Here is a 15,174-nt window from a genome sequence, read left to right as displayed (position 1 = left end):
AAATCGGTTCAACGTCTTCTTCGTCATGGCTCCAACCTCTCAAGGTTTGAAGCCTCCGGCAAACCCAGAGCGGTTCAGTCCGCCATCGGTGGGCCTCATGGCACGGCAGCACTTGGCAGGGCTTGGATCGGCTTGACTGGCCGGGTTCATGATCCTTGGGCCTCGACGTCGTTCATGGCCCCAAGGTGCCGCCTCAGTAGCCTTAACCTACGCGGGCGTCTCCGAAGAATGGGGGGGATTGCGGGGCTTCGAGACCTCCTGGAAGTCGTGCTGTCGGGAGCGGGACAAGTATCCGAAGAGGGTAAGGTTGTTGTGGCGAAGCCCCTCCGGCGGACCACGGAGGTGTTTACACCTCTCGCCTGTGGCGCGGATACCCTCAAGGAGGCGTTCGACGCGCCCGCGGAAATGGGCCCGGAAGCCAAAGCGACGATTGGCTCCATCACTACTACACTCGATTTGGCGCTGGCCGCCCTCAGCGAACAGGATGTCACTCTGTCGGAAGCCGCACGACCGGCAGCGTCCCTGACCGAGGCGCAGAAACTAGTCCTGCCCGGCGAGCAAACGGCACTAGCGGCGAGTTCGTTCAGCAACGCCTTGCTGCAAGCGAGGGCATCGCACGCGGCCGGTGTGGAGCCGCTTGAGACCACGCGTAGAGCGGAGGGGTTGCTGTCGGACGTAACACCCAGCTTGCGCAGCTTCGCGCACGAGGCGGACTGGGCTCGATGGAACCGGCACTAGACCAAGACGGCGCTGTCGTGCTTCCTGGAGCAAGTTTCGTCGTGGGGCGCAGGACACGATCCTCCGCTGACCGTGCCCTCTCCCACGCAGGCGTGCCCGGCTTCGGCGCCACCGGCTTCCTGGTTTCAGGAGCTTATGCGCAGCCTGCTTGGCTCGTCTGGCTCTGCTGTGCCTTTCTATGGCTTCTTCTTGCCCTATCCCCGGCCGTGGCACGTGCCGGCGGGATGGAGGGCGCGCACGCCTTGAGGGCACTGGAGGCAGCGAGGTGCGATGAGGCCGCACCGCGCCCGGCCGCCACCACGCGTCCGCTGATGCTGTCGTCCTCGGACCTCATGTCCTTCGCCCGTGACATGCTGTCGCATCATGCCATCCGCAGCAGCGTGCAGGGTGCTGGCCGACAGTTGCGAGTGGAGCTGCAAGTGGGGCCGGTCCAGGACTTGCCCCTGCCGGAGGGTAACCCGAGCACGTTCTACCTGCCAGACCGACACGCGGCAGAGGTGCTGATCGACCGGCGGTCGCGCATTCCAGCGCTTTGGAGGCTGGACGAGACGACGGTGCTGGCTGCCGACATCGCCTATGACGTCCGCCTGCCCGAGGGAGACGGCCCGCCGACGCTCGCGGCCGCGAGCGGCGCGCAGCTGGCGGATTACCAGTTGATACGGCTCTACGCCGACGAGTACAGCGGCTTCGCGGCTGCCGCCTTCGAGGCACGGCCGGAGCGGGGTCTGCCGCCGCACCGCATCTACGCTATCGCGGGCACGCATGTGTTCGAGCACCGGGACTTCCGCAGTTGGGCTTCGGGGCTAACCTTCGGGCGAGCCCAGTTCACCTCCACTGCCGCGCTGGAGCTGATTGGCGATGCCGCCGCCTATGCTCGGCACCCCCGGGGTGGGGAAGTGGTGTTGACTGGGCAGAGCCAGGGCGGGCTGGTGGCACAAGGCGTAGGCTACATGCTGCAAACCGTCTTGAATGCGGAGCCGCGGCCCCACCGCTTGGCGCATGTTGTGTCGTGGGGGGCTGTGGGTGCGCAGGAGGTGATCCTGCGCATGATTGGCCAAGCGCGCAAGGAAGGCGGGCGCGGCAATGGACGCGATCTCGAGCGCCACTGGGCCGCCTCCCAACCCGGCTATGCGGAGGCTGCGGCGGTCTGGGCGACGCTGGTGACCCGGTGGAGGGCCATCCCGGGCGGTGGCGAAGCAGCAGCCGTCCGGGACACGACCGCGCGGATGCGGGTGGTCGGCTACTTCTTCGAGATCGACCTCTTCGCGCGCGCGGGCACCTTTCCGGGTACCACCCTGGCCTTCCCCACTGCGTTGATCCTGCCGGACGGTTGCGACTTGCTGGTGGTCGAGGCCCTCATAGGCGCTCAGGGGGGCGCCCTGGGTGTGCGGCTGGAGTCCCACTTCCTCAACGGTTATCGCCGCGCTGTCTCCCGTGGAGCCATCGCTCTGGCCCGGCCCGCCCTGCCAGCCAAATGGCCCTGGACCACTGATGTGCTGCCGGTGCTGGAAGGTGCGGGAAAGCTTTGGCTGGAGGCGCTGTATCTGGAGGGGCCCGCTGCGAGCCTTGCTAACTGGACGCGGTGCTTGGCTGCACCCAGCTGGCTAACCCAACGCAACCGCTTTTGTCGGAGGACATTCTGGCCGGGCTGCGCGGCGGAGGAGACGACTTGGTGCCTGATCCGCGATGCCACGCCGGGGGCCGTGACTGCCATTCCCGGATAGAACGTGCAGATGTCCGTGTCATGCCGGCAAGGCACTTACCGTCGTCCGAGCGCTCGGACAGTCTAGACCGCGCAGCGTCGCCCTGCACCACCGCACACCCGCGATGCAGGGCTTCGAAGCCCACTAGCGTAACGGCCGGCGCTGTTGGCCTGGGACAGTAGAGGTCAGCGCACGCTCACGGGCCTCCGCTCTCCTTGAGGTTGAGAAGTTCGACGATGTGGTCTCGCACGCGAAGCAGTCCGCGGTGGTACTCCTCAGGCGTGTCGGTGATCCGACGAAGGGAGAGACCTTCGAAGAGCGAGACCACGAGCCAGGCCGTTGCGTCGGGGTTGAGCGTCGGATCCACCGTTCCCCTGCGCTGCGCCCCAGCCAACACTTCGGCGAGGCGCTTGCGGACGGCGAGGTCCGTTTCGCGGCGGATGGCGGCGACGCGAGGATTCCTCGCCGCTTCGGCGATGATTTCCACTGCCAGCGCGTCGTCGACGACGTAGCCCTCGTCCATCTCGGCCGCGGAGGCGAGTTGGCGGATCCGCTCGACGATATCATCAGCACGGTCGAGTTCGTCGAGAATGCGGGCGGTAACGGCCCCATCTTGAGCGGCGATGGCTTCAACCATCGCTTCCTTGCCGTCGAAGTAGTGGTAGAGGTTGCCAACCCCGACGCCGGACTCCCGGCAGATGTCGGAGATGCTCGCGCCCCGGAAGCCGTTCGCCCGGAAGCAGCGCGCTGCCGCCTCCAGGATCACGCGCCGCCGCTCCGCCTGCTGTGCCTTGTTAACTGTTCGCATGGCGTCCGTTCTATCCGAAAAGACGGCGATGGTCAGCGGCCGCCAGCCTTCCTGTTCATGCGCTTTTGGACGTGCGGCGCGTAGAACAGCCTACCGCTCAGCGCGGGGCGGCTTTGGGTACGGTCTGATCCAGCTCCCGAAGCGCCGGGAGCGTCACCGCGGCGATGACCGCACCGGCGGCGAGGAGCGCAAGCCCCCAGGTTACCCAACCCACGCCGACGGCTGAGACGAGCGGCGCGGCGCCCAGTGCCGCGAAGGGCTGCACGAAAAGAATGGAGGCCATGAACGCGCCGAGAACAGCACCGCGATGCGCCGCCGGGACCCGTCGTTGGAGGGTGGTCATGACGAGCGGCGATAGAGGTCCGACCCCAAGGCCGATCAGCAACGGGGCTGCGACGAAGGCCGCCGCCGGAGGCAGAGCGGCGAGTGCGAGGAACCCGGCGGCGGCAGAGGAGACGCCTCCCACAAGGACGGGGTGCGGGCGCAGGCGGTGCCCCATAGCCGTGTAGGCAAGTCCCGACACGAGGGCCGCCGCGCCGTTGAGGGCGAGGAAGAGTGTCAGCTGACTGTCCCGGAGGCCGCCCGCGACCGCGAGGCTCGGCGCGACGATCTCGTCCAGAGAGGCGAAAACTGCAATGAGGCCTATGCCGAGCACAACGACGGATAGGAGCACCCGGTCCGCCGTGAAACCCGCAAACCCTGCTATAACCTTCGCCTCCTCGCCGGCGCGTCTCCTCGCCGCGAAACGTGGGAAGAAAGCGGCGTCGAGGAGCAGGACGACCCCGAGCGCGGCCGAGACACCCCAGAGGGCGAGCGGGAGCCCGCCTGCCGCAACAAGGGCGACACCGAGCGCGGGACCCGCCGCCGTGCCAACGTTGAATGCGACGTCGCGAAGGCCGTTGGCCCGCTCGAGCGGCAGACCGGCGAGGCGCGCCATCTCCGGCACCCGGGAGTCCTGGGCGACGTTGCCCGACGCGCCGAGGAAGTTGCCAAGGGAGAGGAGCGCGACGACCCAAGCCGCACCGAGAGCTCCGCTTGCGGCCAGGGCGGCCGCGGCAACGGCGAGGAACATCAGCGCGTCGGAGCCCAAGAGGACGCGGCGGGGGCCGAGGCGGTCCGAAAGCAGGCCGCCGAGCGCGAGGCCCGCCGCGACGGGCAGCTGAATTGCGAAGGAGGCGACGCCTGCCCAGGTCACGTCGGCCCCGGATGAAATGATGGACCAGGACACGGCCATAGCCACCAATCCGGAGGTTGCGACGCTCAGGCCGCTGGTCAGGATGGAGGCGGCAAGGGGGAGCGCGCTGATCACGCGCTCGGCCTCACAGGCTGCACCACCCCGCGCGGCGGCGGAGCCGTCTCGCTGTCGCGCCGCCAGCGCGGGTCGATGATGTCGGCGAATTCCCCGGCGAAAGCCGACAACACGGCCCGCGCATGACCCGTGCGGCGAAAGTAATCGAGCTGCCGCGAGAAGCGCCGCTCGTCGGCTGCCACAAGTGCGGCAAGAGTTTTGCCGCTGACGGAGTCCTCGGCGACAATTTCGGCTGCCGCGCCGCCATTCAGCAGCGGCGCGATGACGACGGCGGTCAGCACAGCGTTCATCGCCACGTTCGAGGTTGTCACCGAGGTGATAATGGCGCGGACGCGGAGCACGCCAGGCCCTGGCCCGCCTGCGACGCTGCGTGACTTGCCGAGTTCGGTCGCCAGAGCTTCACGCAGGGTCGATCTGACCAGTTCGCTCTCTTCCGCTGTCAGTTCCGGCACGCTCACCTCGATCGTGTCGATCCAGACACTTGGCCAGGCCGACATATCGGTGCCCGCGCGTGGCAACATCGCTAGCCGGCGCTCATTCTCCGCCTGTGGCTGCAATTGCTCGCGCGACGCGAGGGCGAGCGTGTCGGGAAGACGCTGCGTGTTGCAGGCGCCGAGCGCTAGAATAAGCGTGGCTCCGGCGACATGCCGTCCCCAACGCCTGTAAAACCTCAGTTGCGCTGCACGATTGAGCATGTCCTAACCTTCTCGTTGATTGAGACGGATGCCGTATTGGCTGGCAGGGTCGTGAGGCGACGCAGGCGGGGCCCGAGCCAGCCTTCAAGGCGGTCCACGAGGACGAACACACCGGGGACAATGAGGAGGGACAGAACGGTCGAGGCGATCAGGCCGCCGATGACGACGACGGCCATCGTGCTCCGGAAGGCTGCCCCAGCGCCGATGCCAAAGGCGGGCAGCAGCATTCCTGCGACCATTGCAGCGGTGGTCATAATGATCGGCTGTGCCCGCTCCAGGCCTGCCGCGATGATCGCCTCGTCGCGCGACCGGCCCTCGCGCATTGCCTCAATCGCGAATTCTACCAGTAAGATGGAGTTCTTCGCGACGATGCCCATGAGCATGAGAAAGCCGATGGCGGCAGAGAGGTCGAGGGCGCGCCCCGTGAGAAGCATTGCGCCGATCGCGCCGCCGACGGACAGCGGCAGCGCGACGAGGATCGTCATGGGCTGGAGGAAGTCGCGGAACAGGACGACGAGGACAACGTAGACGAGGAGGATCCCAGTGCCCATCGCCAGGCCGAATGAGCCGAAGAGCTCACCCATAAGCTCAGCATCGCCCTGGTCCTGGCGTCGCACGCCTTCGGGCAACGACTGCATCGCGGGCAACTCCGACACGCGCGCGAGGGCGGCACCAAAGCTCAGGCCGTCCACATCCGCCTCGACGGCGATGCGCCGGGCACCATCGTAGCGGTCGATCCGGGCCTCGCCGGTCCCCGCGCGGAGGTCCGCCACCGCGACGAGGGGCACCGAACCAGACGGGACGGCGGCTGCGACGTCGGTCAGCTCCAGCGTCGCGGGATCCCGCTTTGCCGCCTCCGAAAGGGTGACGCGGATGGGTACGCGGCGCCCGTCGATGTCGAGACGCGGCCGGTTCGCGTCGCTGTCGCCGAGGGTGGAGACGAGGAGCGTGCGGGCGAGCCGGTCAACAGGGACCCCAAGGGCGGCCGCCCGCTCGCGCAGCGGCTCGATGCGGAGTTCCGGCGCTGGGGACGGGGTGGTCGAGCGGACGTTCCGGAACCCCGGAAGGCCCACCATAGCGAGCTCCACCGCTGCCGCTGCCCCCGCCAGCACCTCGCCATCCTCGCCGACGAGGGTGACAGAGACCATTCGGTTGCCGCGCAACGTTGTGCCCCAGCGCAGGTCTGGGACGTCGGAGATGAGGGGTGCCGCCTGGCGGCGGAACTCCCGCAAGGTCACCGAGCGCTCCCTGCGCGGGACGAGGACGGCGGTGACGCTGCCCCGGGAGAGGGCGCCGCCCGCAGCGCCGGAGCCGCCGACGCCGCCCTCTGTCGCGCCGCCGAACTCGACGAAGACCTCGCGCACGGCGGGGTGATGCAGGAGGCGCGTGGTCACCAACCGGGCGGCCGCGGACGCATCGGCGGCGGAAGCGCCGGGCGGAAGTTCGAGCGAGAAGCCGGCGCGGTCGCCCTCCTCGTCTGGCAGGAAGCTCGTCTCGAGGAATGCAGCGCCGACGACGGTGCCCGCCATCACCGCGGCGGCGGCGATGACCGCCGTCCAGGGCCTGCGGACGATGAAGCCGAGGACGCGTTCGTAAGCCGCGATGAGGCGGCCGCCCCCCTTGTGCGCTGCGGTCGGCGGCTTCAGGAAGACGGCCGCTAGGATCGGCGTGACCAGGCGGGCGACGGCCAGCGAGATGAGGACGGCCGCGCACACGGTGAGGCCGAACTCCCGGAAGTACTGCCCGGCGATACCGCTCATCGCGCTGACGGGCACGAAGACCGCGACGATCGCCAGCGTGGTGGCCACGACGGCAAGGCCGATGCGGTCCGCGGCGGCGATGGCAGCCTCTCGCGGTGGCTCGCCTGTGACCGCGGCGTGCCGGACGATGTTCTCCACCTCGACGATCGCATCGTCCACCAGGATGCCAATGGAGAGGGTGAGGGCAAGGAGGCTGACGCCATTCAAGGTGAAGCCCATCAGCTGCATCGCCGCGAAGGTTGGGACCACCGACAGGGGGAGGGCGACGCCGGCGACGAGCGTCGCGCGCCAGTCGCGGAGAAAGGCAAACACCACGACGACGGCGAGGGCGGCGCCGACAAGCACCTCCTCCAGCGCCCCGTGGTAGCTCTCGAGCGTCTCCGTCACAGAGGTCTGGACCAGCGAGAACTCCAGCCCCGCCCGCTCCACCGCAAGGACGCGCAGGCGTTCCGCGACCGCTGCGGCGACCGTTACCTCGGATGAGCCTTTGGCACGTTGAACTTGGAAGGCAACCACCGGCTCGCCGTCCCGCAGCGCGACGTTCGCAGGCTCGCCGGCCCCGTCGCGCACCTCGCCGAGTTCCGAGAGCCGGGTGACCCGCCCGTTGGGCAGCGGGACGAGGGTGGCTGCCAAAGCCTCGACTGAGCGGGCCGCGCCGAGGGCACGGAGACTCTGTACGCCGCCGTCCCCGACCTCAGCGCGGCCGGCCGGGAAGTCGCCTTGGAGCCCGCGGAGGGCGTCGTTCAGGTCGAGCGCGGAGATCCGGTTCGCGGCGAGGCGATGGGGGTCGAGCTCCACCCGGATCTCACGGTCCAGGCCGCCGATGCGGCTGACAGCCGCGACGCCGGGGATCGTCCGGAGGCTCCGCGACAGAGTGTCGTCCACGAACCACGATAGATCCTGCGGCGAGGCGCCGGGAAGGGCGACGGCGTAGGTGGCGATGGCAGCGCCCTCGGCGTCGACGCGCGTAACTACGGGTTCGCCGATCGTCCCGGGAAGGAGCGGGCGAAGCCGCGAGACCGCGTCGCGTGCGTCAGTCAGCGCACGGTCAGAGGGCGTGCCGATGCGGAAGTCGACCGTCGTGGTGGAGAGGCCCGGCGTGACGGCGGTCGTGACATGGCGCACTCCGTTGATGGCAAGAACGGCGCTCTCGACGCGGCGGGCGACCTGCACCTCAATGTCGGAAGGCGACCCGCCGGGCAGCGGCACGGTGACCGTGATCGTCGGGATGTCCACCGCTGGGTTCGCGTTGATCGGCAGGCGCAGGAAGGCGACGACGCCCATCACCATCGCTGCGAGAAAGAGGACAAGCGGGAGGACGGGGCGGCGGATCGCCCAGGCGGAGATGCCGTTCACCGGCTCGTCACCTGGCTCGGCGATTGGCCAGAGCGTGGCATGGGGCTTGGCGCGTCCGTCACGACCGCAACGCGCTGTCCGTCGCGCAGCAGCGCCGCCGCCGAGACAACCACCGGCTCGCCTTCGCGGACACCGCGGAGGATTTCGACCCGCCCGCCCGCCCGAAGCCCGGTCTCGACGGTGCGCTCGCGTGCGACGCCGTCCTCGACGGCAAAGAGGCGGGCGCGCTTCCCCACCACGGTCACCGCAGTCGCGGGGACCGTCAACGTGGAGACACGTTCTTCGAGGCGAAGGGTACCGGTGGCGAAGGTGCCGGGGCGATAGGTGCCGCCTGGGAGTGTGACGCTGACGGTGCCGAGCCGCGTCGCTGCATCGACACGTGGCGCAACGACCCGGACCGCACCGGCGACGGAACCTGCCGCGCCAAGCTCTACCTCCACCCGCCCGCCCGGACGGATGGAGGGGAGGAGGTAGTCCGGCAGGCGGGCCTCGAACTCGACGAGGTCATCTTCGACAATGCGGAACAGGGGATCGCCGCCGGGCTGAACGACGGCGCCAAGCTGCACGCCACGCTGGAGTAGGCGCCCCGCGACGGGTGAGCGGACGGTCGCCTGCCCGAGCCGGGCCTCGACCTCGCCGAGCTCCGCGCGGACCGCGGTGACGCGCGCCGCCGCGGTCCCAGCGGCGGCGCGCCGCTGGTCCAGCTGCTCGCCGCTCACCGCACCCGTGCCGCGCACGGCCTCGACGCGCCGGAGAGCGGCCGATGCCTCGCGTGCATTCACTTCGGCCTCGGCGACCGCCGCGCGCCCCCTTGCCGCCTGGGCGGAGAGCACTGCCGTGTCGAGGCGCGCCAAGGGCTGCCCAACCGAGACGAGCTCGCCCTCCTCAACCAGGATCTCGACGACGGCGAGCCCCGCCGTCCAGCTCGATACCAACACCTCCCGCCGGGGGACGAGCTGGCCGGCGACGGGAACGGTGACGACGATGTCATGCCGGGCCGCTAGAGTGACGGTCACGGACATCTCCGGCACGGGCGAGGCAGGTGCGGTTGTTCCCCTCTCGGCAGCGAGGACGGAACCGGGAACTGTCAATGACCCGAGCGCGACCACTGCCGCGAGGCCGCATGTCCCGATCCACGGCAATGGATGTGCCGGGGACGGCTGGACCGCGACTAAGCTCGCTCTCCTTCGGCTTTCGGCCAAGCGGCTCATTGGTTCGAGACCACGACGACGAGGAGGCCTAACTGCACGAGGAAAGTGAGGGCCAAGAGGAGCGCCCAGCCACTGGGCATCCACCGACCGTTGCATTGTCCCGCCATGTCGAGCCTCCGTCACGCCGCGGGGCCCGACCGGTTCGATTGAACCGAACTGACTTGACCCAGCGCGCTGCATGACCAAAACTGTAGTGAGCCTTCAATACAGGGTCAAGCGATGGTCAGCGGATCCTTCGGCAGGACAGGCATCGCCGGCTGCGGCGCACTCGTCGTGGCGGTCTTCCTGGCCGGCTGCTCAGCCCCACCCCGTGCAGAACAGGCTCCTTCCCTCCCATTGGGCTGGACCAACCGGCCAGGCGGAGGTGACGCAATCGCGTATGAGAGGGAGGCGGAGTTCTGGAGGCGGCTTGATGATGGCCGGCTGGCCACGCTCGTCAGCCGCTCTCTCTCGGGCAGCCCGAGCGTGATGCAAGCCGTAGAACGGGTCGCTGCTGCCCGTGCGTCGGAGGATGCGGCTGCGGCCGGCTTCCTCCCGGGTTTCTCGGTGGGCGGCAACACTCGGATCCGCCGCACCCTGCGTGGGCGGCAGGGTATTGACGCGAGTGCTTTCCAGGGGCTTGGCATCGACGCGAGTTCCCTCACCCCGCCCCGGACGACGGGGGTGTACGAGGCGGGGTTCGACACGGCCTGGGAACTCGGCCTTTTTGGCCGCCGTGAGGCCGTCCGCGCCGGCGCCGAGGCCGATACGGCCTTTGCTGTGGCCGAGGTCGCCGCGGCGCGGACCAGCCTCGCCTCGGAGGTCGGCCGGACCTACGCTGCGCTCCGCGCCGCCGAAGCCCGCGAGGAACTGCTCCTCGGTGTCGCAGCCTCGCAGGACCGCCTTCTGGCCCTGGTCCGGACGCGACGGACCGCAGGGCTCGCCTCCGATGTGGACGTTGAGCGCGCGGCCGTGTCGCCCGACCGGAGCCGCGCTACAGCGGCCGAGGCGACGGCAGCGATCCGGCGGGCGCTGCAACGCCTCGCCGTGCTCGCCGGGGAGGGGAGCCCAGATTTCATGCTCCTCAGTGGCCCGGGCGCCGCCCGTAACCAGCCACGGGTTCCCCGGCACCTGGCCGGGGCGCTGCTCGGCGACACAGTGCCCGCGGACCTCCTGCGGCGGCGGCCGGAAATCTGGCGCGCGGAGGCGGCGGTGCTGCGGGCGGGCGCCGATGCAGGGCTCGCCCGCGCGGATCTGTGGCCGCGCCTCACCCTAGGAGGCAACCTCACAGCGAGCGGCACGCCGGTTGGGGCCTCCGCCTTCTCACCTCTCGGTCCTCTCGTCGTCGCCGGGCTTGGGCCGAACCTGTCGATCCCGATCTTCGACTGGGGGCAGCGCCGGGCCGTCGTAGACGCCCGGGACGCCGGCTTCCGGGCCGCGACCGCGGCGTACCGGCTGACGATCCTGGGGAGTGTCGAGGAGGTTGAGGTCGCCCTCGCGAGCGCGGCCGCGGCGGCGCGGCGCACGGACCTCCTCGAGCGTGCCGTTGCGCGAGCGGTGGGAACCGTCCGCCTGTCCGACACCCTTTATCGCTCGGGATTAGCCACTCTGCTAGAGCGGCTCGATGCCGACACGGCGCTGCTGAGCGCACAGCTGGAACTCGTCAGCGCTCGGGAGGACGCGTTCGTCTCAGTCGTGGCATTGCACAAGGCTCTTGGCGGCGTGGGGCCAGAGACGTGAGCAGTCCAGGTCCTTTGATCCGGGCGGCCGCCGGCATCGGCCGCGGGGTCGAAGGCGTTGCCTACGGCGTAGCCGGCGCCACGGCGCTCTTCGGCGGACTCCTCCTGGCCCTGCCCGCGGCGCTCCGCGGCTCCGTGCGGGCGAGGCGGAGCGACTTCGTCGACGCCCTCGCCGAGGCGGGTTACCGGGCGCTGCCGATTGTCACCGTCGTCAATTTCCTTGTTGGCGGCATCCTCGCCTTCGTCGGCGCGGTGCAGCTCGTCCGCTTCGGCGCGGGCATCTATGTGGCGAACCTGGTCGGCATCGCGGTCGTGCGGGAGATGGCCGCGGTGATGACGGCCATCGTCATGGCCGGCCGGACCGGGGCGTCTTTCGCCGCTCGCCTGGCGACGATGCAAGGCAATGAGGAGGTCGATGCGCTCGTCGTCCTCGGCATCAGTCCGGTTGAGCACCTCGTGCTGCCGCGTGCCGCGGCGCTCACCATCACTCTGCCGCTGCTGTACCTCTATGGCTGCGCCGTGGGCCTGCTCGGCGGCCTCGCCGTCTCCGCACTCCTCCTCGACGTCGGCACCGCGGCCTTCGTTGGCCAGCTCCGCGAAGCCCTGAACGCCGACCAGTTCGTCATCGGCTTCGTGAAGTGCCTCGCCTTCGGAGCCTTCCTCGGTGTCACCTCCTGCCATGTCGGCTTGCGCGCCGGGCGGAGTGCTGCCGAGGTCGGACGGGCCACGACCTCGGCCGTCGTTATTGGCATCGTCGGCATCATTGCGATCGACGCCGCCTTCGCGCTCTTTCTCAATGCTCTTCATGTTTGACGATCGAAGCCCGACGCGCGCGCCTTCCATCGAGGTCCGCGGGCTCACCATGGCATTCGCGGCGCGAGTGATCATGCGCGACGTCGACTTCACCGTGAAGCCCGGGAGCATCCTTGCCCTTATTGGGGGTAGCGGCAGCGGCAAGAGCACGATCCTCCGTGCGATGGTCGGCCTGCTCAGACCCGCCTCAGGCAGCGTGGCCTACGACGGAGCGGATTACTGGAGCTCACCCCCCGCCGACCGCACAGCGCTGGCCCGTCGCTTCGGCGTGCTCTTCCAGGGCGGGGCCCTATGGTCCTCCCTTACGCTCGAAGAGAATGTCATCCTGCCGATGCAGATGCTCGGCAGAGGCACGCGGCGGGACTGGACGACGAAGGCGCGCGAACGACTCGAGATGGTCGGGCTCGCCGACGCTGCAGCGCGGCTCCCAGCCGAGATCAGCGGCGGGATGCGCAAGCGCGCTGGCATCGCGCGGGCGCTCGCGCTCGACCCTTCGGTCCTGTTCCTCGACGAGCCGTCGGCAGGGCTCGATCCGATCGCCTCGCGCAGGCTCGACGATCTCTTGCTCTCACTGCGGGAACACCTCGGCGCAAGCATCGTCATCGTCACTCACGAACTCGCCAGCGTCTTCGCCATCGCGGACACCTGCGTGTTCCTCGATGCGGGAACGCAGACGGCCCTGCCTCAGGATAGACCGACGGAGCTGCGGGACCATGGGCCGACCCCCCTCGTTCGCGCCTTTCTTAGGCGTGAGGATCCGAATGAACGGAGATCTGCACCGTGAGCGACGACAAGGCCGACAGGCGGGCTGTTTGGATTGGTGCCTTCGCCATGGGGAGCATCGCCCTCCTTGCCGGGTTCGCGTTGCTGCTCGGTGGGAGCAGGTTCCTCGCGGAGCGAAACCTGGTCGTCGCGTATTTCGAAGGGTCGGTCGCCGGACTGAGACAGGGGTCGAGCGTCACCTTCCGCGGCGTCCGCATCGGAGAGGTGAAGGCCGTCGGGCTGGTCGTGGACGCCGAAACACTTCGCACGCTTATTCCGGTGACGATCGAGGTGTCCCCGGATGTCCGATGGATCGGCGGCGAGGCACCTGCGAACGCGCCCGACCTCGTCAGGGCCGCGGTCGAACGTGGCCTGCGCGCCCAGCTTCGAAGCAGGAGCTTCGTGACCGGCCAACTCGAGGTGGACTTCGACTTCCGCCCGGAGGCGCCGGCTGTTTTGCGAGGCGATGCCACGGCGGGCGGACCGCCGGAGGTCCCGACAGTACGATCAAACCTCGACGCGATCCAAGCAGAGTTGGGTGAGGTCCGGATAGGGCAACTCGTCGCGGCGGCGGAGCGTGCCCTCGGCGCGGTCGAGCGGTTGGCGACCAGCGCGCACAGGGAGATCGGGGCACTCTCCGGCTCCGTCCGAACGGCGGCATCGTCGGCCGACGCCGCGATGGTCGAGGCGGCGGAGTCGCTCCGCCTGTCCCGCCGTGAAATTGAGGAGACCCTTGGCTCAGTTAGGCACCTCGCATCGGACGCGCGGGTGCAGCTTGCGGGACGTGGCAGCGAGTTGTCACGCCTGCTCGTCTTGGCCGAGCGGGCCGTCGGGCGGACAGACCGCCTTCTGCAATCCGCGAACGATCTGCTCGGGCCGCGCACTTCGTTCCGATCGAATCTCGAGGCAACCGGGCGCGATCTCTCGGCCGCAGCAGGCTCGCTTCGAAGTTTTGCGCGGGAGGTGGAGCGCAACCCGAGTGCGCTCTTGACAGGAAGACTCAGCCGATGAGCTTTCGCATCGGTGGGTCCCTCCTTGCCGCGGCTTTGGCACTCGGGGCCTGCAGCTCGTCGCCGCTACGCACCTACGTCCTCGGCGCCGAAAGATCGGATAGGGTTGCGACGGAAGCGTGGGTCGGGGCGGTGACCCCGGCGCTGCTCCTCCGGCGTGTCACAGTGCCCCGCTATCTCGACACGACGGACCTCGTCGTGCGGCTCAGCCCCGGGGAGACGGCAGCGAGTGCCGGTGGCCGTTGGGCGGAACGTCTTTCCGACGGCGTCACCCGCGCACTGGCAACTGCCCTTGAACGGCGGGTGGGGACCGGACAAGTCCTGCGGCTGGACGACGCGGTGGCCGACGCGGCGGCCGCACCTCGCGAGCTCCTCGTCGACCTCCACACATTCGAGTGCACCCTCAGCGACGGAACGTGCCGGCTCGAGGCACGGTGGTTGGTCGGCACCAGGCGTTCACTCCGTCTAGAGCCAACTCGCGTATGTCACGGCACTTGGATCGAGGCGGGCGGCGCGACGAACGAACATTACGTCGCAGCTCTTGCCAGACTTCTGGATCGCTTAGCCGAGTGAGTCTCCGCAGACCTAGAGCATTTTGAGGTTGCACGGACTCGCAGGTTCTGATTCGACGCTGCTGGTTGTGGGGCAAGGCGATGATGGCAGCGAGGTGTTGGTAGAGGATCGCACGCGAGGTGCTCCAAGCCGTGCGGAAGCGGGATGCTGGGGACAGTGCCGCTGTTTGATTGAATTGGGTGACGCGACGGCTGCCGCGATCTCGTCGAACTTTCTACGCTTCGAGCGACGCAGCGGACGCGGCCGTGATGTCCAGGGAGATGATCCGAGGCATGTGTACAGTGCGAGGCGCGTTTTGTCGCCGAGCAAGGCGCCAAGGTTGGGCAGGCTGCCGCGCGAACGCTCGCTGGCCTGGAATTGAACCCCCCTTGCTCCGCTCGCCTTCTGGTGGGCGTTGACGATAGTGCCATCGATCAGGACATATTCAAAGTTCGATCGCCGGACAAGCAGGTTAAGACTCGCTCGAATACATTGCCCTTCACCCGGCAGCGGAAGCGCTGGAAGCCGCTATTCCACTTGCTGAAGGCGCTCGGCAGATCGCGCCAGGGCGCTCCCGTCCGCACCCGCCATAACATCGCTTCGAGAGACGGCCGGTTGTCTTTGCCCTGCCGCCGGGATCGGTCGGTTTGCCCCGCACCAGCTGATCCACCCCCTTTGAAGTGGTCCGTCCTGAGGTATGGGTTTGAACCGGAGGAGGACCGAGATGGCGAGCAAGAAG

At 68.8% G+C, this 15,174-nt stretch carries 13 protein-coding genes; 7 read left to right on the top strand and 6 right to left on the bottom strand.

Features of this window, described 5'->3' with window-relative positions:
• The first annotated feature begins 312 nt into the window (after positions 1–312).
• Both JMJ56_RS30490 and JMJ56_RS30485 read left to right on the top strand, forming a co-directional pair.
• Positions 313–738 (top strand): hypothetical protein, encoded by a 426-nt coding sequence (locus JMJ56_RS30490; RefSeq protein ID WP_202835517.1) that lies wholly within the window; start codon positions 313–315, stop codon positions 736–738.
• A 242-nt stretch (positions 739–980) separates the two neighbouring features.
• Positions 981–2,462 carry a hypothetical protein gene (locus JMJ56_RS30485; protein ID WP_202835516.1) on the top strand — a complete coding sequence of 494 codons (1,482 nt, stop codon included), beginning with the start codon at positions 981–983 and terminating at the stop codon, positions 2,460–2,462.
• Positions 2,463–2,637: 175 nt separating this feature from the next.
• On the opposite strand, the gene JMJ56_RS30480 is transcribed toward JMJ56_RS30485, so the two are convergent.
• From JMJ56_RS30480 to JMJ56_RS30460, 5 genes are all read right to left on the bottom strand, one after another.
• A complete protein-coding gene (locus JMJ56_RS30480; RefSeq protein ID WP_202835515.1) occupies positions 2,638–3,207 on the bottom strand; it encodes a TetR/AcrR family transcriptional regulator in 570 nt (189 codons plus the stop codon).
• A gap of 139 nt (positions 3,208–3,346) precedes the next feature.
• Complete coding sequence (locus JMJ56_RS30475; RefSeq protein WP_202835514.1) at positions 3,347–4,558, bottom strand: MFS transporter; 1,212 nt, start codon at positions 4,556–4,558, stop codon at positions 3,347–3,349.
• Positions 4,555–5,253 carry a DUF3313 family protein gene (locus JMJ56_RS30470; RefSeq protein WP_202835513.1) on the bottom strand — a complete coding sequence of 233 codons (699 nt, stop codon included), beginning with the start codon at positions 5,251–5,253 and terminating at the stop codon, positions 4,555–4,557. The genes JMJ56_RS30475 and JMJ56_RS30470 overlap by 4 nt, the downstream gene beginning before the upstream one ends.
• Positions 5,229–8,369: an efflux RND transporter permease subunit gene (locus JMJ56_RS30465; RefSeq protein ID WP_202835512.1), complete on the bottom strand. Its 3,141-nt coding sequence runs from the start codon at positions 8,367–8,369 to the stop codon at positions 5,229–5,231. The genes JMJ56_RS30470 and JMJ56_RS30465 overlap by 25 nt, the downstream gene beginning before the upstream one ends.
• On the bottom strand, positions 8,366–9,385 hold the full coding sequence (locus tag JMJ56_RS30460; RefSeq protein ID WP_202835511.1) for an efflux RND transporter periplasmic adaptor subunit: 1,020 nt from the start codon (positions 9,383–9,385) through the stop codon (positions 8,366–8,368). Before JMJ56_RS30460 ends, JMJ56_RS30465 begins: the two co-directional genes overlap by 4 nt.
• Before the next feature lie 414 nt (positions 9,386–9,799).
• Here JMJ56_RS30460 and JMJ56_RS30455 point away from each other — a divergent pair, with 414 nt between their 5' ends.
• Genes JMJ56_RS30455 through JMJ56_RS30435 form a run of 5 tightly spaced genes read left to right on the top strand, consistent with a single transcriptional unit; the run spans position 9,800 to position 14,456 of the window.
• Positions 9,800–11,299: an efflux transporter outer membrane subunit gene (locus tag JMJ56_RS30455; protein ID WP_202835510.1), complete on the top strand. Its 1,500-nt coding sequence runs from the start codon at positions 9,800–9,802 to the stop codon at positions 11,297–11,299.
• A 14-nt stretch (positions 11,300–11,313) separates the two neighbouring features.
• Complete coding sequence (locus tag JMJ56_RS30450) at positions 11,314–12,111, top strand: MlaE family ABC transporter permease (protein WP_407927972.1); 798 nt, start codon at positions 11,314–11,316, stop codon at positions 12,109–12,111.
• Positions 12,104–12,895 carry an ATP-binding cassette domain-containing protein gene (locus tag JMJ56_RS30445; protein WP_202835518.1) on the top strand — a complete coding sequence of 264 codons (792 nt, stop codon included), beginning with the start codon at positions 12,104–12,106 and terminating at the stop codon, positions 12,893–12,895. The genes JMJ56_RS30450 and JMJ56_RS30445 overlap by 8 nt, the downstream gene beginning before the upstream one ends.
• Positions 12,892–13,884 (top strand): MlaD family protein, encoded by a 993-nt coding sequence (locus JMJ56_RS30440; protein ID WP_202835509.1) that lies wholly within the window; start codon positions 12,892–12,894, stop codon positions 13,882–13,884. The genes JMJ56_RS30445 and JMJ56_RS30440 overlap by 4 nt, the downstream gene beginning before the upstream one ends.
• On the top strand, positions 13,881–14,456 hold the full coding sequence (locus tag JMJ56_RS30435; protein WP_202835508.1) for a PqiC family protein: 576 nt from the start codon (positions 13,881–13,883) through the stop codon (positions 14,454–14,456). Before JMJ56_RS30440 ends, JMJ56_RS30435 begins: the two co-directional genes overlap by 4 nt.
• Positions 14,457–14,869: 413 nt before the next feature.
• Here JMJ56_RS30435 and JMJ56_RS35795 read toward each other — a convergent pair.
• Positions 14,870–15,174, bottom strand: a 305-nt coding sequence (locus JMJ56_RS35795; RefSeq protein ID WP_202835507.1) for a transposase, incomplete at its 5' end; no start/stop codon positions are given.

It is taken from the genome of Belnapia arida (assembly GCF_016773205.1).
GTDB lineage: Bacteria > Pseudomonadota > Alphaproteobacteria > Acetobacterales > Acetobacteraceae > Belnapia > Belnapia arida.
Note: the sequence above shows the minus strand (reverse complement) of the source record. Positions and strands in the feature narration are given on the sequence as shown.

Bases quoted from the DNA above. Each gene is read 5' to 3' on its own strand.
- JMJ56_RS30455 (WP_202835510.1), top strand. From the start codon at position 9,800: ATGGTCAGCGGATCCTTCGGCAGGACAGGCATCGCCGGCTGCGGCGCA.
- JMJ56_RS30470 (WP_202835513.1), bottom strand. From the start codon at position 5,253: ATGCTCAATCGTGCAGCGCAACTGAGGTTTTACAGGCGTTGGGGACGG.
- JMJ56_RS30445 (WP_202835518.1), top strand. From the start codon at position 12,104: ATGTTTGACGATCGAAGCCCGACGCGCGCGCCTTCCATCGAGGTCCGC.
- JMJ56_RS30435 (WP_202835508.1), top strand. From the start codon at position 13,881: ATGAGCTTTCGCATCGGTGGGTCCCTCCTTGCCGCGGCTTTGGCACTC.